This window comes from Paenibacillus montaniterrae, from assembly GCF_018403185.1.
GTDB classification, from domain to species: domain Bacteria; phylum Bacillota; class Bacilli; order Paenibacillales; family Paenibacillaceae; genus Pristimantibacillus; species Pristimantibacillus montaniterrae.
Genome location: NZ_BOSE01000004.1, coordinates 393,555 through 415,345, shown reverse-complemented (window position 1 = coordinate 415,345; position 21,791 = coordinate 393,555). Strand labels below are relative to the sequence as shown.

The window sequence follows — 21,791 nt, the reverse complement described above, 5'->3', positions numbered from 1 at the left end:
ATAAGAGGAGAAGATAGCGATGACTAGACTGAAAGCGCGGATGAATTCATTACGTTTCAAATTAATCGCTACGCTTCTCCTTATCATTATCCCGCTCATCATTATGTTGATTGTCAACACCGTGTCATCGGTTAATGTCATTCGCTCTCAAGTATCGCAATCGAATAAAAACATGCTTAGCCTTTATATGAATCAGTCTGATCTGATGCTGCAGGAGGTAGACAAATTTTTAATCAATTTGTCGGAGTTTGAATCCGATATCGTCATTTTCGATGCGCTGCGCTCCAGAAATGAAACCGCCTATTCGCTTGCCAAAATTAGAATCCATAACGCGATGAAGAAGGAGCTGTCATCGATCAGCATGGATGCTTTTTTCATTTATTCGATTCGCAATGAAGAATTGGTGCTTGCGAGAAGCTTTGGCGATGAATACGCCGATCGTGAAAAGCTTGAGCAAGAAATATTAACGATGATTCATACAGTGGCAGCAGAAACGGATTATTCCAAATGGCAGGTGTGGACAGGTGCAGGTGGAAATGAACATTATATTTTTCATCTTGTTCGCACAGGCGAAACCTATGTTGGTGCTTGGATTGACAGCGAGAGCTTGCTGCAGCCGCTGCAATTGATTAATCTTGGCGAAGACGGTGTAACGCTGTTGACCAATCATGAGAATGAGCCAATTACGAGCACATTCGGGCTTGATGAGAAGCAAATCGATTTTAGCTATTCGCCACAATCCTACACATTAACAGGGGCGAACGACAGCTGGCTGTTAATTGGAGAACCTTCTCAGGTAGGCGCCTACAACATAGTAGTGCTAATGCCGGACAAAGAAATGATGCAGCAGCTGCCGCTCATTCAACGAATTACCACGATTATATTAATTGCGGTTATCCTTGTACTGCTTATCTTCTTCTATATGATCCAGCGTATTTTTTTAACTCCGATCAAGCGTCTGCTTATAGCAATGCGCAAGCTTAGGGCAGGAGACTGGAATATGCGGATTGAACCGCAAAAAACATCTACAGAGTTCGGGATCGTCAACGAGACATTTAATCAAATGATTTCAGAAATACACAATTTGAAAATTAATATTTATGAAGAAAAAATTAATTTGCAGCGTGCAGAATTGAAGCATTTGCAATTACAAATCAATCCGCATTTTTTTATGAATTCACTAAATATCATCTATAATTTAGCTACGATGAAAGATTATAAACTCGTGCAGGAAATGACGCGATGTTTAGTCAGCTACTTTCGGTTTATGTTCAAAAGCAATTCTTACTTCGTCTCGTTACGTGATGAATTGGCGCATACATCCAATTATTTGCGAATTCAGCAGCTGCGCTTTCCACACAGTTTAATTTACCATGTAGAAGGCTCAGAGCAGGCAATGAAAGTTGAAGTACCGCCATTAATCGTTCAAACAATGGTGGAAAATACTATTAAATATACCGTTAATAATGAGCGGCCTACTACGATCAATGTACAAGCAGTTATCGAATCTGTTGACGATCATCAGGTGCTGAGTATTACAATTAAAGATACAGGCCCCGGATTTTCAGAGGAAGTACTGGCCAAGCTTGGCTCAGAGCAGCTAGAGCATGACGGAAGCGGAGAGAAAATCGGGATATGGAATGTAAGGCGTCGTTTAAAGCTGCTGTATGAGGAGCGTGCCCACATTTACTTTTATAATGAGCAAAATGGCCGCTATGGCGCTGTAGTCAGATTTGAAATCATCCTGAACTAGGAGGCGACGAATCATGCATCATATTCTAATCATTGATGATGAAGTTCATGCTGCGCGAGGACTGCAGGCTGGCATAGGCTGGAGTAGGCTCGGCATAGCTGCAGAGCATGTTCACTTAGCCTACAGCGTCCAGCAAGGTCAAGAACTGTTTAAACAATTTCCGATTTCAATTTTGATTTGCGATATTGAAATGCCGCAGCAAAACGGCATGGAAATGCAGGAATGGGTACGTGAGCATTACCCCGATACGCTGACAATCTTCCTGACCTGTCATTCCGATTTTGTATTTTTGCAGCGAGCATTGCAGCTAAGCAGCTTTGATTATTTGCTCAAGCCGGTTGATTATGAAGAGATTGAGCAGGTTATTGGCAAAGCTCAGCGCCAGCTTGCCGAGTCCAAGGCGAAGATGAGCTATGAAGCGATGTACGACCACTATCGCAAGCTATGGGAGTCCCAAAGACCGATTGTGGCAGAACGATTTTGGCAAGGACTGCTGAATCGCAGCTTTCCATCCAAGCCTTCTGTTATTGCCGAGCAGTTGTCGCGGCATGGATTGGAGCATCACCCGGAGGTTCGCTATTTGCCGATTTTACTCAAGATTAGAAGATGGTATAAAATTTTGACGCAACGCGATGAGCAAATTATGAAGTATGCGATTTCCAACGCAGTACAGGATGGTTTGCAGCGAGCAGGAAAAGAAGCAATCACTGTCTCGCTCGACAATGAGCAAGGTCTTATACTTTTCATCGTTGCAGCTGAGGGAGATCATGCTGTATGGTCAGGCTTGGACGATGGCGGTGACATGCTGATCAAGTTTTGCAATGAGCATCTTTATTGTGATATTTCTTTATATGTTGGCACAGAAGTCGCTATATCAGAGGTAGTTAACGTAGTCGATAAGCTGATTGAGCTGAATAAAAACAATATTGTGCAAATCAATACAATTATAATGCTTGAGGAATGGCGTGAGCAGCCGACGAAAATGCCGGACGTGCAATGGTCACAATGGCTGTGCTGGATGAAGGAGCAGCAGGAGCAGCTGTTGTTTGAGCATGTCTCGCTTTATTTTAATAGCTGGAAGCAGGAGCAGATTTGTATTGATGCTAAAGGCGTGGAAGCTTTTTATCAAGAGTTTTTGCAAATGATTTACACCTATTTATATCAGATGGGCTTGCACGTTAACCAAGTATTCGATCAAAAAAGCTTGGCAGGTCAATCGAAGGAAGTGCTGCATTCGGTGCATGCGCTCGAGGAATGGGTTGTTTATATTATACAGGTGGCGATGAATCGGGTTCATACCATTAAAAAAAGCATGACCGTGGTAGAGAAGGCCGTACAATATATTAAAGATCATATCGGTGAGCAGCAGCTGTCGCGAGAAGATATTGCTCGCCATGTCTACTTGAATCCCGATTATTTAACAAGAGTATTCAAGAAGGAAACAGGGATGTCGATTTCTGATTATATGCAGCAATGCAGGCTCGACTACGCCAAGCGCTTGCTTAAGGAAACGAACCAAACGATCAGTGAAATTGCGGTCGCTTCCGGCTACTCTAATATTTCATATTTTTCTACTATTTTCAAAAAGTTCACATCGCTTAATCCAGTAGATTATCGCAAGCAGCAGCGGCAAAACCAAGCGATGTAGTTATTAGCACCTCGGAGCAAAGTCATCCTTCAGTCAAATCAGCAAAAAGCTGGGCAGAAATCTTCTGTCCAGCTTTTTGTGTCCTTCAGCCTGCTTGCCGGTTAAAGCCTAAAGGAGTACGTCGTAAAACTGTAAACAACAGGTCGTATTAGTGGTAAGCAAATGAAAGCGCTGTAAATTACAATTAGCTTATCACAGAAGAAAGAGGGAATGGACTATGGGGCAGACCAGATGGGGACAAACATGGAAGCAGGTTGTAAGGTATCGTGCACTGTTGTTTATGATGATACCTGGACTCATTTATTTGGTCATTAACAACTATATTCCGATGGCGGGCATTGTTATTGCATTTAAGGACATTAACTATGCAAAGGGCATTTTTGCAAGTGATTGGATTGGCTTGAAAAACTTTGAGTTTCTTTTCAAAACGAATGATGCTTTCATTATTACGCGCAATACCATTTTGTATAATGGATTCTTTATTATTTTGAATACGGTCATTGCGATTGGGCTGGCGATTCTGCTTAATGAAATTCGCAACGCCGTAGCCAAACGCTTCTATCAAAGCATCGTGCTGCTGCCGTATCTCATTTCGATGGTTATTGTCAGTTATTTAGTAGTCGCGATGCTGCATGTTGAAAACGGCTTTATGAATAATACAGTGCTGCCGCTGTTTGGGATCGATCCAATTGCGTGGTACTCCAAGGCCGAGTATTGGCCATTTATATTAACGATCGTAAATGTTTGGAAAAACATCGGCTACTTGTGCATCATTTTCCTTGCTTCAATTGTAGGTATTGATCATGAATATTATGAAGCTGCTACTATAGACGGCGCAAGCAAATGGGCACAAATTAAAAGCATAACGGTTCCGCTCATTATGCCGACGATCATTATTATGACTTTATTGGCCATCGGTCGTATTTTCTACTCTGATTTTGGTTTATTCTATCAAGTACCGCTTAATTCTGGAGCGCTCAAATCGACAACAGATGTGATTGATACGTATGTGTACCGCGGCTTAATGCAGCTTGGCGACATCGGAATGTCGTCAGCAGCCGGTTTATATCAGTCAGTGGTCGGCTTCGTGCTTGTATTGCTATCGAACTATATTGTGGCGAAAAAAGATAGAGACCAAGCGCTATTCTAAGGGGGAGATTACATTGAGAAGCAATGAGATGAATCAGACAGCGTTGAACATCTTTATGGTGGTCTTAACTGCTGCTTGCTTGCTGCCGTTTCTTTTATTGATCATTTCGTCATTTGCCAGCGAGCAGTCCATTATTAAGCTCGGCTATACGTTTTTTCCGAGTGAATACAGCTTAGAAGCCTATAAATATTTATGGGGCGAATCAAGCTCATTATTGAGAGCTTACGGCATTACGATTTTAATTACGGTAATCGGCACTTCAGTAGGATTAACGATTTCAGCGCTGCTTGCTTATCCTTTAAGCAGAGGGGTATTGCCCTTTAAGTACTTTTTTTCCTTCGTTGTCTTCTTCACGCTGCTGTTCAATGGCGGTTTAGTACCAACGTATTTGGTCTATACAGAAATCTTTCATATGAAAAATACACTGCTTGCTTTAATTATACCGGGGCTGCTGACCAATGGCTTTTTCATCCTGCTTATACGCACATATTTTGCAACATCAATTCCTGTGCCGATTATTGAATCAGCCTATATTGATGGAGCTTCTGAATACCGAATCTTCTTCAGTATTGTTATGCCGCTTTCGCTGCCAATTCTCGCTACTATCGGGCTAATGCTGACGATCGCTTATTGGAACGATTGGTTTAACGGTTTGATTTATTTGACCGAGCCGCGGCTGTTCAGTATTCAAAATCTGCTCAATCGGATGCTGACTAATATTCAATTTTTGCAGCAGAACTCATTTGCCGGCAATAATGCTTCAGCTATCGCTGCTAATTTGCCTACTAATGCCGTGCGGATGGCGATGGCTGTTATCGGTGTTGTTCCATTGCTATGCGTTTATCCGTTTTTCCAAAAGTACTTTGTTAAAGGGCTTGTGGTTGGTGCAGTTAAGGGCTAGGAAGTGTCTGGCTCTGGATTTTCACTATAGAAAGTCACATTAAAAAGGAGGAAAATATGATGAGATTAACATTTAAGTTCAACGCAATGCTATCATTATTGCTAGCTTTAGCTTTGTTGCTTGCCGCATGTTCAAGCGGCGGCTCCCCAGAGAGAGAGAATCCGACAAATTCAGAAGGAGGTGACGACAAGCCAGTCGAGCTCGTGTTTGCTTTTCTTAATGTCGCCAGCATATTCAAGGATTTGCAGAAGGTGGAGGATGAAATCAACAAAATTACGCAGGAAAAGATTAATGCGAAGATTAAGCTTATGCCAATTGATGTAGCGGCATGGACGCAGCAAACGAATCTGATTTTAGCTGGCAGCGAGCCGCTTGATTTGATCGTATCATCAGCCACGCTTAATTACAGCAGTCAAGTTGCAAAAGGTCAGATCATTGCGCTGGATGACCTGATTGAGCAGTATGCGCCAGACATCAAACATACAATGCCTGCAGAAATTTTGGCAGGTGCAAAGCTGAATGGCGTTACCTATGGCATCCCAAGCGTCCGCGATTTTGCGACAGATTACGGCTATATTGCGCGTAAAGACATTTTGGACAAGCATAATATTGATCTAAGCACCGTTAAAACGTTCGAGGATTTAACCGCCATCTTCCAAATCTTAAAGGAAAAAGAGCCGGATATGTACCCGATTGTGCAACGCTCGCAAACGGTAACGATTGTTACTGATATGTTTACAGGATATATCGACGGACTGGGCAATAATATCGGGGTTTTAAATTATGATGATGACAGCACCCAATTATTCAATCTGTTTGAGTCGGACATCTACCGTAAATATAGCGAGCTGGCACATGAATGGTATAAGAAAGGCTTCGTGCCGCCAGATGCTTCCACCTCTCAAGAAAGCAATACAGCAATGATGAGAGCGAATAAAGCGATCGGTTATTTGTCCAACTTTAAGCCAGGCTTTGAAAATCAAGAAAAGGTCGCGAACGGCATGGAAATGGTGGCAGTTCGCATTACGGAGCCAGTATCTAGCTCGTCAACCGCAGCTTCATTTATGATCTCAATCGCAAAAAATTCAAAAAATCCTGAGAAAGCAATGGAAATGATCAATCTGCTGTATACGGATAAAGATATTGTTAATTTACTCGACAATGGCATTGAAGGGATCCATTATGTACAGGCTGGAGATGGGACGATTAAATTGCCTGATGGCGTAACCGAGCAAACCTATCTGGCCACTCAATGGATGATCGGCAATAACGCTCTCGCTTATCCTTGGCAAGGCACAGCACCGGATATATGGGATCAGATGAAAGCGTTCAATGAAAGTGCCAAGCTGTCTAAAGCGATTGGCTTTGTGTTTGATACAACCAACGTAAAAACAGAGGTGGCAGCTGTGCAAAACGTACTCGACGAGTATCGTCCCGGCATTGAGTCCGGAACATTGGACCCATCAACAATAGCGGATTTTAATAAGAAGCTGAAGGATGCAGGTCTTGATACGATGATCGCTGAAAAGCAAAAGCAGCTTGATGCATGGCTGCAAACACAATAAGTAGAAGGACGGAGGCTTGAGCATGAGCGAAGATCCGAATTACTACACATGGCTGCAACTGCTGCAGGAGCGTACCATCACCCGGAAAGAAGGGGAGCTCAAAGTAGTGACCAAGCGTATTCCCGAGCTTGATCAAGAAGGCGTGCTTGATCCGCGTGTGCTTAATATTAATAAGTCGATGCAGTTTGAGCATGCGGAGCACCTGGAGCTAAATGCTCCATCCTCATTAGCTCAAATTCGCGCGTCAATGGGCTGGCCGAATACAGATTTGTCTAGCGGAGTCGATACAGTTGAACGACAAATTATCGGTACAGAAGCAGAAATAACTGTTAGAATTTATACGCCAAGTGTAGAAGGCCTTAAGCCAGCGATTGTGTTTTTTCATGGCGGCGGATTCATTGGCGGCTCGCTTAAAACAGTGGAAAATCCATGCAAAGGACTGGCAGAGAAGGCAGGAGCGGTCGTCATATCCGTCGATTATCGTTTAGCGCCTGAGCATCCGTTTCCTGCGGGTTTGACTGATTGCTGGGACACTGTTGTGTGGGTACATGAGCATGCGGAACAGCTTGAGGTTAATCGAGACTGGATTGCAGTCGCAGGAGATAGCGCGGGCGGCAATTTATCGGCTGTTTGTTCAATCATTGATCGTGAAAAAGGAACGGACTATATTAAGTATCAAGCGCTTATTTATCCAACAGTATGTATGGCCGCAGTCAATCCTTACTTTTCATGGTCAATTGATCAATATACAATCAGCGAACAGGCTGAGTTAATGACTGGCATTGTGATGGGGCTTGCACCTAAAGAACATAATGCGATTCTAAATCTTTATGTACAAAGCAAGGTGGACGCGCAACATCCGCATGTTTCGCCTATATTTTATGAACATGTCGATCAACTGCCAACGACATTAATCGTCACTGCAGAGTACGATGGCTTGAAGATCGAGGGGAAAGCGTACGCCGCACGTCTGGCTGCAGCGGGAGTAGATACGACTTATATATGCTATAAAGGAATGGACCACGCTTTTATGGATAAATACGGACTGTATCCACAAGCGGAGGATTTAATGACGGAGATTGCTGCCGGCTTTAAGTCTGTAATCGCTAAGTACAGTTAGGAAGTGTCTGAAAAACTGTTCTTATAAACAATAAGCAGGATTAGCGGCATCAATGCTTGCTAATCCTGCTTATTTGTTTCATGAGTTAGACAGCCAAATATGCAATCGCCCGTTGTCTTAAGACGGCTTCTTCGTAAAAATGGTGAGTGTCGTGATCATCCGGCAAAAATTTAAGCTGATGCAGAGCAATAGTGAACAAGTAAATTGCCCGCTCATCATAATCGATCGATTGCTGCAATTGAGTTGCGACCTGCTCTGCCAGATCAGGTATGGATGAAGGACCTACGAATGGTGATAACTGCTGCTCCCAGTCCTGAACGTTAAACGTCAGGTCGGAATCATCGACGAATATTTCACTCCAGCCATAGCCTCGGTTGCTGGAAATTCTTAAGCAAACGCGATAGCCGTTAGCATCTACTGCCAACGCTGGAATGACAAATACTTCGATGCGTTGAATATGAAGCATGACTGCTTCTTCCTGCACGTTTTGAAATTCATTAGATGGACAAATAGACATTGAACATCTCTCCTTTGCACGCTGACGAGGTTAGCTGTCGGGTTCGGGCTAGAGAGTAGGCCCTACCTGCTATTCTTACAGAGAATAGAATGGATTCACCCCTTAAGACGTTTGGTTCCCCCGCTTTTTCTGGCGAAAAATTAAGCGAATGTATAATAATAGTTTAAGGGTTTTCAGATCGTTTGTAAATGAAACCGTTTCTCCAATAAGATAAACGAATCAGTGGACAGCCCGGTGCACAATTATTTTTATTTTGCGTTATTTTACAATTTCAAGTATGATGTTAAAAATAGAACTGATATTTAAAGTAAAAGGAGCAACTGATATGCAATCCAAAACAACACATTGTAAAATCGTTGATTGTACGATTCGTGACGGCGGTCTAGTAAATAACTGGGATTTCAGTGTTGAATTTGTACAGCACTTATATAAATGCTTGAATGAAGCTGGCGTTGATTATATGGAAATCGGCTATAAAAACTCTCCCAAGCTGCTAAAGGGCGCAGATTCTGCAGGTCCGTGGAGATTTTTGGACGATAATTTCCTGCGTGAAGTCATTCCTAACAAAGGGCATACAAAGCTTTCCGCACTTGTTGATATTGGCCGCGTTGACGAAAATGACATTTTGCCGCGCAGCGAAAGCATGCTGGATCTCATTCGTGTTGCCTGCTACATTCAGGATGTAGACAAGGCGCTTGAGCTTGTGCAAATTTTCCATGATCGTGGCTATGAAACGACGATTAACATTATGGCGCTGTCCAATGTATTGGAAAATCAACTGCTGGAAGCGTTCAAGCTAATTAACGACAGCGTAGTTGATTTTGTATATATCGTTGACTCCTACGGAAGCTTGAAGCCAAGCGATATGAATTATTTGGTGGACAAATTCCAGGAGCATTTGCCGAACAAGCGACTAGGCGTTCATGCGCACAACAACCTGCAGCTTGCTTTTGCTAATACTTTGCTTGCTGCTGGAAAAGGCGTTGAGCTGCTTGATTCATCTGTGTACGGAATGGGTAGAGCAGCAGGAAACTGCAATACCGAATTGCTGGTAACTGAGCTGCAAAATACAAAATACAATGTCCGTCCAGTATTGGATATGATTGAGAAGTATATGGTTCCAATGCGTGAAAAGGTAGAGTGGGGCTATATCATCCCTTACATGATTACAGGCATTCTGGACGAGCATCCTCGTTCTGCGATGGCTTGCCGCAGTTCAGAGCAAAAGGATCAGTACGTAGATTTTTACGATCAGCTTACGACACCCGAAACGGCTAACAAATAAAATCGCGAGCTCTCAGATATAAGCTTCTGTCAGCTATCGCGTTAAGCTTTAAGGATAGTTCATTGTGAACTATCCTTTTTTGCACGTATTCGTCTTGCTGGAGCCTAGAGCGATGCATTCCCTCAAGCGAGCCAATTAATAAAGCTTGCCCTGGCGATACAAAATATTGCACAGCCTCATGACAGCTTGGTTATAGCAGCACTGCCGCAGCTGCTGTGGATGCTCAAAAAAGACAGGCAGCACTTGATCGAGTGTAGTTCGCATTTTGTCATAGAGCATTTCATACACATGCTCTTCAGTAAAATACTGGGTATCCCGGCCCTGCAGCCATTCAAAATAAGACACGATGACACCGCCTGCATTGGCTAAAATATCGGGAATGACAATAGCATGACGCTGCGCCAATATGTCGTCAGCTTCGCCTGTTATCGGCGCATTTGCCCCTTCGACAATAATGTTAGCCGTTACACGATGTACATTATCTTTATGCACCTGCTCCTCCAACGCCGCGAGGAACAGCACATCAACATGTTGATAAAGCACAGCTTCACGATCAAGCAATTGAGCTTCAATGCCCGCTATTTCCAATAGCTGCTTCGTGGCCGGCAGCTCACCTTGATGGGCTTGTGTATATGCAATCAGGCGATCAATTTCCAGTCCTTGTTCATTATAGAGCGTAACATTACGGTCGCTTACCGCTACAACACGGTGCTTATGGTTCGGATCACGGAATGCTTCTTGTGCAATTACGGAACCAACATTGCCAAAGCCTTGTACTGCAATCGACAAAGGCCTGTTCAAATAAGCTTTGACCGACTCCAGGTATGGATTATTATATGCTTGCAATTGGCTTAGGTGATTGATAACAAAGTGCTGCAGCAAATATTGCAGTACGAAGTAAACGCCTTTACCGGTTGCTTCGCGTCTTCCAAGCGAGCCGCCGAAAGCAATGCTTTTGCCGGTAAAGCTGCCAAGGTACGGCTGACCAGGATGAGTGCTCTTATACTCGGCGGTCATCCAGTCCATTTCACGTTCGCCTGTGCCCATATCTGGAGCGGGTATATCCTTGTCAGGGCCAAGAATATCAGTGAAATATTGCACATATTTTTTACAAATTAAATAAAGCTCGCGCTCCGAATATTGTCTCGGGCTAATGCCAACGCCGCCCTTTCCGCCGCCGAACGGAACATTGTGCAGTGCATTTTTCAAGGTCATTAGCGCCGCAAGGTTGGTAACCTCATCTTCATTGACCGATTCATGAAAACGAATTCCGCCTTTATATGGCCCTAAAGCGTCATTGTGCTGAATGCGATAAGCTGGTATTCTTACAACGACTCCGCTGTCAAGCGTAATTCGCAAAAATGCTTTGTGGGTTTTGTTCGGAGTAGACAGGATGGCGCCAAGTGATTGAAATGCCTGTTCTCGTGTCTCTCCGGCAAGATGTGGTAAAATAGAATTGTTTGCTAATAATACACGTAACGATTGCTCGACAATTGCGCTTGTTTGTCTGCCCAAAGATATCATCTCCTTAAACTTTTCAGTTAGCTTAGCGTCTGACTTCCATGCAGATGAAAAGAACAATCGAAGCATAAGAGCAGGCTAACTTTTCATGTTAAATTTCAGACAATGTCGTATCTTATACTAGGATGTACGACTATGCGGGAAAGATACTTTAAAACAGCGTTTTGCAATGAAACAGTTTAACTCTACATAGAAGCATTCATTACATTATAGCAAATGTTTACAATAACAACGCAATCAAAGTCGGATTTTTGAACAACCGATTCCAATGAAGTTCAAAAATTCGGCTTTCAGGACCAAGAAGCTTGGACGCTAGTTAGAAAAGGAGGAGCGCAGCGTAGGCACAAGCTACGAGAGCACCGGACTTTTCGCTAGCGTTCAAGATTCGAAGCCGAATAAACGCCAACGCGATACTTCGTAATCAAGTTCGAGCTTTTTGAACCACCTCTAAGAAGGAGTGTAAATTGTGGACATCTTGATGTATATTATAAAACTAACCGTATACATACTGCTTGTAACGATTTCCGGCTATGTGCTGGTTGACAGCCTGATTCGCAATGCGGTAAGCGAGCAGCGCCAAAGCTGGGCCAATCGCATGCTGCAGCAGGGAGCAAAGGCGCTGCTGCTAGCTGTAATCGTAGCATTATTTGTGCAGCTGGTGAGCTGGACACAGCAGTTTAAGCCAGAAGCAAGTCAGTTGGTAACATTGCTTATGGAGGGCACGACCGGCAAGGTATGGCTAGCTTTAATTATTTGCAGTGCCTTGCTAATGCTGCTGGTCACCAGATCGGCTATTGCCCGTCTGCTGCTTGTGCTCGCGATGCTCTTTGCTGAGAGCATGAATGGTCATGCAAGCGGCGATAGCATAAGAGTTTTGTTCGACTTCATTCATCTCGCTACGGTCTCGATTTGGATCGGGGGAGCCATTTGCTTATGGCTCAATTGGCGCGAAGGAAAGGAACAGGCGATTCATTTTATTCAACGCTTTTCCAAGCTGCTTTGGCTTTCAATCGCCGTTGTCAGCATAAGCGGGGTTATATTAACATTGCTTATTATGCCAAGCATTAGCTACCTGCTTTATACAAGCTGGGGACAAATGCTGCTGCTCAAGCTTGCCGCCGTACTGCTTGCTTTATGGCTCGGCTACAAAGCAAAAACGACGCTGCAAAAGCATAATGGAGCCAAGCTAAAGCCGTTAGCTGCGGAGCTGATCGTGCTCGCTTTCGTCATCGCTTTTGCAGCGCTGGTCAGCTCGCTAAGTCCTGTACCTAGTGCGGCAAATGCGCTCAATCATCACGAGATGGGTGAAGAGCTGCATTATACAGTCAAGCTGACGCCGAATGCTCCCGGTCCCAATCGTCTAAGCTTAAGCCTATGGACGTTAGAAGAGGAAGGCAAGGTTGAACAGGTGCAGCTTTCAATTTATGCGGCAGATAAGCCGAAAACCTCGGAGCGACAGTTCATACTCGAGCCGGCTGAATTAGAGGATTATTTTGAATTCCCGGGCTTTATTGAAACACGCTATAAATTCGATAAGCTCAACCTGCCATATCCAGCCGACTGGGAGGCAACGTTTACGATAACATTTGAAAATGGAACGGAGCGTCAAATCAGCTTCCAATTTGAAAACTAAAGCATTCTATAGTTGCACGAAAACCAGCTTTTGCATATAATAATAGTCATATTGCAACAACTCCAAATCAGATGCGATGAAGGAGACAAGTACACAGGACAACTATACAGGGAAAAGCAGCCATAGATTGAGAGCTGCTTCAATAGTGAAGGCCTGTCGAAATTCACTCCGGAGCATGAGCTTGAACCATCTGCTACGCAGATGCAGTAGAGCTTCACGGAAGCCCTACGATACAGGGCTTTGAGAGACAGGCAAACCGATTTGCCGTCTAAATTAGGGTGGTACCACGGTTCTTCCGTCCCTTCGGGGAGGAGGGACCTTTTTTTATGGTTTTCTACTGAAAGCCAAGCTTCTTGGTCCTGAAAGCCAAACTTTTTGAACACGCATGTAAAGCAAATGGAGGCGAGATCACAATGAAAGAGAAATTAGAAGCATTGCGCACAGAGGCATTGGCTGCACTAAGCGATATTGCGGATGCAGCTGCGCTTCAGGAGCTGCGCGTAAAGTATTTGGGCAAAAAAGGCGCCTTGACTGAGGTGCTGCGTGGAATGGGAGCGCTAAGTGCAGAGGAAAGACCTGTAATTGGACAAGTTGCCAACGAGGTTCGTGCAGCAATTGAGCAGGTGCTGGAGCAAAAGCAGCAGCAGCTTCAAGCGGAAGAAACGAACAAGCGCTTGCGTGAGGAGACCATTGATGTTACATTGCCTGGTCGTCAGCTGCCTACAGGCGCGGTTCATCCGCTCAACAAGGTTGCACAGGAGATTGAGGACATTTTTATCGGGATGGGATACTCCATCGCAGAAGGCCCAGAGGTTGAAACGGATTATTATAATTTCGAGGCGCTTAATCTGCCTAAGGATCATCCGGCTCGAGACATGCAGGATACATTCTACATTACTGAGGAAATTTTGATGCGTACGCAAACGTCCCCGGTTCAGGTGCGCACGATGCAGGCGCATCGCGGTGAAACGCCAATCCGTATCATTTGTCCAGGCAAAGTATATCGTCGTGATGATGATGATGCGACGCATTCCTTCCAGTTCAATCAGGTCGAGGGCTTGGTTGTTGGGAAAAATATTCGAATGAGCGATTTGAAAGGCACGCTGCTGCAATTTGCCCAGCAAATGTTCGGCGAGCATACGCAAATTCGCCTTCGTCCAAGCTTCTTCCCGTTTACTGAGCCAAGTGCAGAGGTTGACGTAACATGTGCGCAGTGCGGAGGAAGCGGTTGCCGTATGTGCAAGGGCACAGGCTGGCTGGAAATATTGGGCTGCGGCATGGTTCATCCTCGTGTACTGGAAATGGGCGGCTATGATCCGGAGGAAGTGACTGGCTTTGCTTTCGGAATGGGCATTGAGCGTATCGCCTTGCTCAAGTATGGCATCGATGATATTCGCCATTTCTATACGAACGATGCAAGATTTTTAACGCAATTTGCCCGTATGTGAGCAGGTGCTTGATTCCTGTAATAGCAAGCTAGAAAAGTTTTAGAAGGGAAGATAACGAATGAAGGTTTCATATAAATGGCTTCAGCAATATGTCGACTTGTCCGGCATTACACCATCTGAGCTGGCTGAAAAAATGACTCGCGGCGGTATTGAGATCGATATTGTGGAAAGCAGAAACAAAGGTGTATCAGGTGTTGTAGTTGGCTATGTCAAAGAAAAGCAAAAGCATCCTGATGCAGACAAGCTGAATGTATGCAAGGTCGACGTTGGAACTGGCGAGGAGCTGCAAATTGTATGCGGGGCGCCAAATGTTGCGGCAGGACAGCATGTTCCTGTTGCCGTTGTTGGAGCAAAGCTGCCAGGTGATTTCAAAATAAAACGAGCAAAGCTGCGCGGTGTAGAATCGCAAGGGATGATTTGCTCTGCTAAAGAGCTTGGCTTAAATGACAAGCTTTTGCCGAAAGAGCAGCAGGAAGGGATTTTGGTGCTGCCATCCTCGCTTGAGCTTGGTACGCCAATTGAGCAGGTGCTTGAGCTTGATGATGAAGTGCTTGAGCTTGATTTGACGCCAAACCGCTCAGACGCGCTTAGCATGCTTGGTGTCGCTTACGAGGTAGCAGCCTTGACAGGTCGTGAAGTAAAGCTGCCTCAGCCGGTAATTGCCGATACAACCGAAAAGACTAATGATTATGTATCTGTGACGATTGAGAGCGAGGAGCTTTGCCAGCATTATTCAGCACGGTATATAAAAGGTGTTAAAGTAGCACCATCGCCGCTATGGCTGCAAAACAAGCTGATTGCAGCAGGCATCCGCCCGATTAACAACATCGTTGACGTTACCAATTTTGTAATGCTGGAATACGGTCAACCGCTGCACGCCTTTGATGCAGATAAAATTCCGAATGGCCAAATCATTGTCCGACAGGCTAAGGCAGGCGAGCTGCTAGTTACGCTGGATGATCAGGAGCGCAAGCTTGAGCCGCATATGCTGGTCATCGCTGATCAAAGCTCTCCAATTGCGCTTGCAGGCGTAATGGGCGGTGCAAGCACAGAGGTAACGGAGCAGACTGTTAATATTATTCTTGAGTCTGCACGCTTCGCTGGAAAGTCAGTGCGCAAAACGTCTCGCGAGCTCGGATTGCGTTCGGAGTCTAGCCTGCGCTTTGAGAAGGAAGTTGACGGAGGTCGGGTTATTCCTGCATTAAATCGCGCAGCTGCTTTGATCGCTGAGCTTGGTGAAGGCTTGGTGCTTGAGGGCATCGTCGATCAAGTTGTTGCCGCAAGCGAGCCAAGAAAGATTGCCCTTACGCTTGAAAAAATTAACCGCATGCTTGGAACAAGTCTGTCTGGCATGGAGATTAGAACGATTTTAACGCGGCTAGGCTTCGATTTTGAGGTGAATGAGCAGGAGCAGTATACGGTTGAAGCGCCAACGCGTCGCGGAGATCTTTTATATGATGTGGATGTGATCGAGGAGATCGCACGTATTTACGGTTATGACAATATTCCGACGACGCCGATTTATGGTGAAGTGATTCCGGGCGCGCTAACGAAGCCGCAAAGCATCCGCCGCGAGCTGCGCAAGCGCCTGTCAGATGCTGGAATGCTTGAGGTAATCAGCTATTCATTTACAAGTGCCAAGCATACAACATTGTTCCCGGAGCTGGCACCTAAAACGAATGCGGTTAAGCTGTTAATGCCGATGAGCGAGGAGCGCAGTGTACTTCGTACAACGATTGTTGCTCAGCTAATCGATATTGCAACCTACAACCGCAATCGTAAAAATGATTCGCTTGCATTGTTTGAGCTAGGCTCAGTTTTCCATACAGCAGAGGCTGATTTGACAACCTTGCCGACCGAAAAGCATCGCTTTGCCGCTTTGCTTACAGGCAATCGCTCATCCGCTGGCTGGAATCAAAAAGCCGAAGCCTATGATTTTTATGATGCCAAAGGTGTCGTCGAAACGATTGCTGCTGCGCTTGGAATTAGTGAGCTAATTTCCTATGAGGCTGCGCAGCCTGCTCAATTCCATCCGGGTCGTACAGCAGCAGTTGTGCTTGCTGCGGGTGAAGCAAAGCAGGTGCTGGGCTATGTAGGCCAGCTTCATCCAGAGCTGCAGCGTGCTGCTGACTTGCAGGATACATTCGTTGTTGAACTGGATCTTGCGCCGCTTTATGAGCATGCCAGCCATGATATCGTGTATAAAGCTTTGCCGCGCTACCCGGCGATTACGCGTGATATTGCCGTAGTTGTTGATAAGTCGGTACAAGTAGGCGATATGATAGCTGCAATTCATCAAGCTGCAGGCGAACTGCTGGAGTCCGTTCAAGTGTTTGACGTCTTTACAGGAGAGCGATTAGGCGTTGATAAGAAAAGCGTCGCGATTTCACTCGTGTATCGTCATAAAGAGCGTACATTGACTGATGAAGAGGTAACCTCATTGCATGAGTCTGTCGTTTTAACATTAGAACAATCTTTTAAAGCAGAATTGCGCAAATAGGCAGGAAACCGTAGAAGCCACATCGAATAAGTTTCTAGGAAACTTAAGATGTGGCTTTTTTGTCGTTCACATAGCTAGTTGACTAGATGGAATGGGGGTATATGCGTGGATACAGAACAAATCGTAGTAACTGTTGATATATATGGTAGCCAGTACAAATTAAAAGGTCATTCAAGCGTTGAATATATGAAGTCAATCGCAGCATCGATTGACGAAAGCATGCATAAGCTTGCCAAAAACTTTCCCATTCTCGATACACATAAATTAGCGGTACTGACCGCTGTTCAAATAACCGAGGAAGTATTTCGTTTGCGTCGTGAAAACAGCAGACTGCAGGCGGAGGAAGCAAGGCTGCATATTACTGAAAAGCAGCTTGAGCTGGAGAAGGAAAAGCTGAAGGAGCATTCCGCTCAATTTGAGCAATACAAGCAGCAGGCTAAGCGCGAGCTCGAGCAGCTAAAGGCCATACATAAGGAGCAGCTCGAGAAGGAGACGGGCTCACTGCAAACGCTATTACATGAGCAGCGCGAGCAGTATGAAGCAGATCGGAAAAGCTTATTAACCGAGCAGGCTGAACAGCGTGAGCAGCTTGCTCAGTCGCATGCTGCTGAACTGCAGGCAGTAATTGAGAAGTCGAGTCAATTGCAGCAAGCACTGGAGCAAACTATTGCTCAGCTCAAGCAGGAGCATGAACAGCAGCTTGTTCAATTGCATAAGCAATATGATGAAGAAAAACGAATTGCTCTTGTAAACCAGAAAAGCCGGTTTGAAACAGAGCTTGCTAAACAAAAAACAGAGCAAGAGAAATTGGAAAGCGAAAGAGAGCAGCAGCAGAAAAAATATTCTGCTGAGCTTGAGCAGTTGCGACAGCAGCTCAAGCAGGCAGAGCAGAAATTAACGGAATCAGACTCAGCTTACAAACAGCGAATAGATAGCTTAATGAAGGAAAATGAACAGCAAATATTGGCGGCTCGCAATGAGCAAGCCGAGCAGTTAGAGCAGCTTCGTCTGCAGCAAGAGCAACTAGCTGCGGAGCGTTCGGAGGAGCAGCAGCGCTGGGATACGGAAAAGAAACAGCTGCAGGCACAAGTAACTGCAGCTAGGCAACAATTATCTGAGCAAACAGAGCGGTTAGAGCTGCGCTTGGCTCAAGCAGATGAGCAGCTATTGGTTGCGTTGGAACAAGAGGAAGCGCTTCGATCTGACCTTAATGAGGCGGCTCGCGCTTATGCAGAGCTGGAGGAGGCGCGTCAGCAGCTGCAGGAGCAGCATGAGCAGGAGCGGGAGAAAGCACAACAGCAGCTGCAAGCGCAGCATGAAGCGAAGCTGGCGGAGCTGAGTCAGCAGCTGCAAGCGCAAAGCAAGCACGATCAGGAAAAAGCGATCCAGCAGCTGCAAGCGCAGCATGAAGCAAAGCTGGCGGAGCTGAGTCAGCAGCTGCAAGCGCAAAGCACGCAGGATCAGGAAAAAGCGATCCAGCAGCTGCAAGCACAGCATGAAGCGAAGCTGGCGGAGCTGCGTCAGCAGCTGCAAAGCATGCAAGAAGCAAGCGAGACGGCGCAGCTGCGAGAGCTTGAGCTGTTGGAGACTCAAGAAAAACTGGAGGCCAAGCAGGAGCAATTGCAATCGGAGCTGACAGACCGCACAAGCCAGCTAGAGCAGCTGCAATCGGAGCTGACAGATCGCACAAGCCAGCTAGAGCAGCTGCAATCGGAGCTGACAGGCCGCACAAGCCAGCTGGAGCAGCTACAATCGAAGCTAGCAGCAGTACAAGCTGACGAAGCGGAAGCGACAAATCAAATTGCTTCCTTGGAGCAGCAGCTGCAAAGCATGCAAGAAGCAAATGAGACGGCGCAGCTGCGAGAGCTTGAGCTGTTGGAGGGCCAGGAAAAGCTGGAGGCCAAGCAGGAGCAATTGCAATCGGAGCTGACCGAACGCACAAGCCAGCTGGAAGAGCTTCAAGCGGAGCTAGCAGAACGCACAAGCCAGCTGGAGCAGCTACAATCGAAGCTAGTAGCAGTACAAGCTGACGAAGCGGAAGCGACAAATCAAATTGCTTCCTTGGAGCAGCAGCTGCAAAGTATGCAAGAAGCAAACGAGACGGCGCAGCTGCGAGAGCTTGAGCTGTTGGAGGCTCAAGAGAAACTGGAGGCCAAGCAGGAGCAACTGCAATCGGAACTGGCAGAACGCACAAGCCTGCTACAGCAATTGCAATCGGAGTTGGCAGAACGTACGAGTCTGCTAGAGCAGCTGCAATCGGAGCTAGCAGACCGTACAAGCTTGCTGGAACAGCTTCAGTCAAAGCTGACAGCAGCAGAAACAAAGGAGTCGGAAGCGACAAATCAAATAGCGAGCCTTGAGCAGCAAATGCTTGAAGAAGGCTTGAAGCTGCTTGCTTTTGAAGAGCAGGAGGAGAAGCTGAAGCAACAAGCAGAGGCTTTAACGTTGGAGCTTGAACACTTGCAGCTGCAATATGATGAGCTTAAGCAATCATACGAGTTGAAGCTGTCCAATTATGAGGCTGAAATGGAGTCTCAGCTTCAGACTGCAGAGCAAAAGCTGAAGCAACAGCATGAAATGCATCTAAACGAGCAGGAATTGACGATGCAACTTATTCAAGAGCTCGAGGATAAATCGAAGCAGCTGGAAGCGAAGCTTGCAGGACAGGTAGCGGAAATCAATCGTTTGGTGGAGCAGAATAACATACTAGAATCGAATCTGGAACAGCAACTGAATGATAATAAAGCTAGAAAAGCTGAATTGCAAGCTTTAGCGGAAGCAAAAGCTAATTTGGAACAGGAAGCGACAGTTTATGTGGAGCTGCAGCATGAGCTTCAGCAGCAAATTGCTAATCAGCAAGCTGAAATGAACCAGCAAGCGGATAAGCTGCGGCAACTGGAAGGGCTGCAGACTCAATTGCAAAAGGCTAAAGATGAGCTTGAACAAATGACCAAGCGTTATGAGCAGTTGCAGGCAAAGCAGCTTGAAGAGGCAGCGAAAGCTGAAGAGCTGCTGCAATATTTGGAAATGAATGCTGCTAAGGAAAGATTAGCGGTTAATCAGATCAATCTTGCTCAGGAAAAAATTGTAGAGCTGGAAAACAGCTTATCGCAATATAAGCAGCGAGACCTTGAGCAGCAGCAGTCGCTAGAGCAGCTTGAAGAGGAGTTGCAGCAGCTTCAGCAGCAGTCGAAGCATCACGAGCAACAGGCGGCAATTTATGAAGAGCAGCTTACAGCGCTGCAAGAGGCAGCAGCAACGTTGCAGCAGGAGCAAGCAGCAGCCGATACAGAACAGCTGGAGCAAGAGCTGCGGCAGCTGCAAGAGCAGCATGAGTTGCTCAAGCGCGAATACGCCAAGCTGCAGACAGAATACAATGAGTGGATCGAGCTTATCGAACAAAGCTAAACATTCCCTAAATACAAGTACAACAAAAAACGCTCTGACCAGGCAAGAGCCTGATCAGAGCGTTAATATTTTTCTAAAACGTCATCAAAGTCGAACTTTCGAACCAACCACGTTAATGGAAGGTTCAAAAGTTTGGCTTTCAGGACCAAGAAGATTGGACGCTAGTAGAAAACGAGGAGCGCAGCGTAGGCAATAGCTACGTGAGCACCGCAGTTTTCGCTAGCGTCCAAGATTCGCCGTCGACTAAGCTGCAAAGAAGCAGCATCGTCATCAAAGTCGAACTTTTGAACCAACCTTCTACGATTAGACGACTACTAGCTTGGTGATCATCGTCCTATGCCCCTGCCCGCATGGAACCGAACAACGGATCTCGTATGTGCCAGGCTCAGTAATCGTGATTTGCGTTGGCTTATCATTTACGATATTGTTGTACTCTGTATTCATAATTTCAATTCCATGAACCCCTTCGATGGAATTAACATTCAATTCGATTGCTTCGCCTGCACGAATGGCATAATACTCCTTGTCGAACTTCCAGTTGGAGGCTACAATTTCCAATGTGCCAGAAGCAATTTCATCCTCAGAAACTTGAATGGGAGTTTCTGGTTCATTTGATGTTTTGCCGTTGTCTGAGCCGCATGCAATTAAAATGCTCACCATAGCAAAGACTAATGATAGAACTAACCATTTTTTCATGCAAAAAACTCCTTTTTTGTATACTCGCTTAAATTGTATACCATTATGGGAACAGATGAAATGCTTTCCTCTGGACAGTCATGACAAAGTGATGAACAATTTATGCTGTTAATGTAGCAAAGTCCTTCACGTTATTATGAAGGACTTCACCAAAATGCATTTATTCTTTTGGATGGAATTGTATTAAGGATAATTATTTTTTACGATCGGCAGCCTCGTAAGGATTTCCAATCGGAATAAACAGATCAACAATCCCGATTACTAATGCAGCAAGGATTGCTCCTAAGATGGTAACACTTACTCCGCCTACGATGAATTGTGCAATCCAGATAACTAATGCGCTTATTAGAAATCCGACAATTCCACGACCGAAAGGCGTTACTCTTTTGCCAAATACAGCTTCAACAACCCAGCCGAGTGCGGCAATGACTAGCGCAAGCAGTAATGCGCTCCAAAAGCCTCCTACGGAAAACTGGGGAACAATCCAGCCCACCAGCATTAGTACTAGTGCGGATACGATAAATCGAACAACATGTCCTAGAAAGTTCATTACAATTACCTCCATGACTTTATTGTAGTACATCAAATTTGTACTGAAAAATCTATATTCAGTGTTGCCAAAACGTAAAATTATATGTATCGCATA

General features: G+C 45.4%; 15 protein-coding genes and 1 riboswitch. Of the genes, 11 read left to right on the top strand and 4 right to left on the bottom strand.

Translation table 11 applies throughout. The features are described 5' to 3' along the window. Nucleotides 1–19 precede the first annotated feature (19 nt). The 6 genes from KJS52_RS13415 (at nt 20) to KJS52_RS13390 (ending at nt 8,137) form a co-directional block, all read left to right on the top strand. Nucleotides 20–1,753: a sensor histidine kinase gene (locus tag KJS52_RS13415; RefSeq protein ID WP_213515921.1), complete on the top strand. Its 1,734-nt coding sequence runs from the start codon at nt 20–22 to the stop codon at nt 1,751–1,753. Between the two features lie 13 nt (nt 1,754–1,766). Beyond that, nucleotides 1,767–3,401, top strand: coding sequence for a response regulator transcription factor (locus tag KJS52_RS13410; protein ID WP_213515919.1), 1,635 nt, complete (start codon nt 1,767–1,769; stop codon nt 3,399–3,401). A 217-nt stretch (nt 3,402–3,618) separates the two neighbouring features. Further along, on the top strand, nt 3,619–4,551 hold the full coding sequence (locus KJS52_RS13405) for an ABC transporter permease (RefSeq protein WP_246563516.1): 933 nt from the start codon (nt 3,619–3,621) through the stop codon (nt 4,549–4,551). 28 nt (nt 4,552–4,579) lie between these two features. Then, nucleotides 4,580–5,452 carry a carbohydrate ABC transporter permease gene (locus KJS52_RS13400; RefSeq protein WP_213516174.1) on the top strand — a complete coding sequence of 291 codons (873 nt, stop codon included), beginning with the start codon at nt 4,580–4,582 and terminating at the stop codon, nt 5,450–5,452. Nucleotides 5,453–5,511: 59 nt separating this feature from the next. After that, nucleotides 5,512–7,017: an ABC transporter substrate-binding protein gene (locus KJS52_RS13395; protein WP_213515911.1), complete on the top strand. Its 1,506-nt coding sequence runs from the start codon at nt 5,512–5,514 to the stop codon at nt 7,015–7,017. A gap of 22 nt (nt 7,018–7,039) precedes the next feature. After that, nucleotides 7,040–8,137, top strand: a complete 1,098-nt coding sequence (locus tag KJS52_RS13390) for an alpha/beta hydrolase (protein WP_213515909.1) — start codon at nt 7,040–7,042, stop codon at nt 8,135–8,137. Between the two features lie 85 nt (nt 8,138–8,222). Here KJS52_RS13390 and KJS52_RS13385 read toward each other — a convergent pair whose 3' ends face one another. Next, nucleotides 8,223–8,654, bottom strand: coding sequence for a hypothetical protein (locus tag KJS52_RS13385; protein WP_213515907.1), 432 nt, complete (start codon nt 8,652–8,654; stop codon nt 8,223–8,225). A 4-nt stretch (nt 8,655–8,658) separates the two neighbouring features. Beyond that, a riboswitch (cyclic di-AMP (ydaO/yuaA leader) is annotated at nt 8,659–8,811 on the bottom strand. Nucleotides 8,812–8,979: 168 nt separating this feature from the next. Between KJS52_RS13385 and KJS52_RS13380 the strand changes: the two genes are divergently transcribed. After that, nucleotides 8,980–9,939, top strand: a complete 960-nt coding sequence (locus KJS52_RS13380) for an aldolase catalytic domain-containing protein (protein ID WP_213515905.1) — start codon at nt 8,980–8,982, stop codon at nt 9,937–9,939. Nucleotides 9,940–10,074: 135 nt separating this feature from the next. Here KJS52_RS13380 and KJS52_RS13375 read toward each other — a convergent pair whose 3' ends face one another. Further along, nucleotides 10,075–11,454, bottom strand: a complete 1,380-nt coding sequence (locus tag KJS52_RS13375; RefSeq protein WP_213515903.1) for a Glu/Leu/Phe/Val family dehydrogenase — start codon at nt 11,452–11,454, stop codon at nt 10,075–10,077. A gap of 472 nt (nt 11,455–11,926) precedes the next feature. Between KJS52_RS13375 and KJS52_RS13370 the strand changes: the two genes are divergently transcribed. The 4 genes from KJS52_RS13370 (at nt 11,927) to zapA (ending at nt 20,449) form a co-directional block, all read left to right on the top strand. Next, the gene (locus KJS52_RS13370; protein ID WP_213515901.1) at nt 11,927–13,093 is read left to right on the top strand and encodes a CopD family protein; all 1,167 of its coding nucleotides are present in this window, start codon (nt 11,927–11,929) and stop codon (nt 13,091–13,093) included. Nucleotides 13,094–13,506: 413 nt separating this feature from the next. After that, a complete protein-coding gene (gene pheS, locus KJS52_RS13365) occupies nt 13,507–14,541 on the top strand; it encodes a phenylalanine--tRNA ligase subunit alpha (RefSeq protein ID WP_213515899.1) in 1,035 nt (344 codons plus the stop codon). Nucleotides 14,542–14,599: 58 nt separating this feature from the next. After that, nucleotides 14,600–17,041 (top strand): phenylalanine--tRNA ligase subunit beta, encoded by a 2,442-nt coding sequence (gene pheT, locus KJS52_RS13360; RefSeq protein ID WP_213515892.1) that lies wholly within the window; start codon nt 14,600–14,602, stop codon nt 17,039–17,041. A gap of 105 nt (nt 17,042–17,146) precedes the next feature. Continuing rightward, nucleotides 17,147–20,449: a cell division protein ZapA gene (gene zapA, locus KJS52_RS27725; RefSeq protein ID WP_281425595.1), complete on the top strand. Its 3,303-nt coding sequence runs from the start codon at nt 17,147–17,149 to the stop codon at nt 20,447–20,449. Between the two features lie 303 nt (nt 20,450–20,752). Here zapA and KJS52_RS13350 read toward each other — a convergent pair whose 3' ends face one another. Continuing rightward, nucleotides 20,753–21,145: a cupredoxin domain-containing protein gene (locus KJS52_RS13350; protein WP_213515891.1), complete on the bottom strand. Its 393-nt coding sequence runs from the start codon at nt 21,143–21,145 to the stop codon at nt 20,753–20,755. A 193-nt stretch (nt 21,146–21,338) separates the two neighbouring features. Next, nucleotides 21,339–21,695 carry a phage holin family protein gene (locus KJS52_RS13345; protein ID WP_213515889.1) on the bottom strand — a complete coding sequence of 119 codons (357 nt, stop codon included), beginning with the start codon at nt 21,693–21,695 and terminating at the stop codon, nt 21,339–21,341. Nucleotides 21,696–21,791 lie beyond the last annotated feature (96 nt).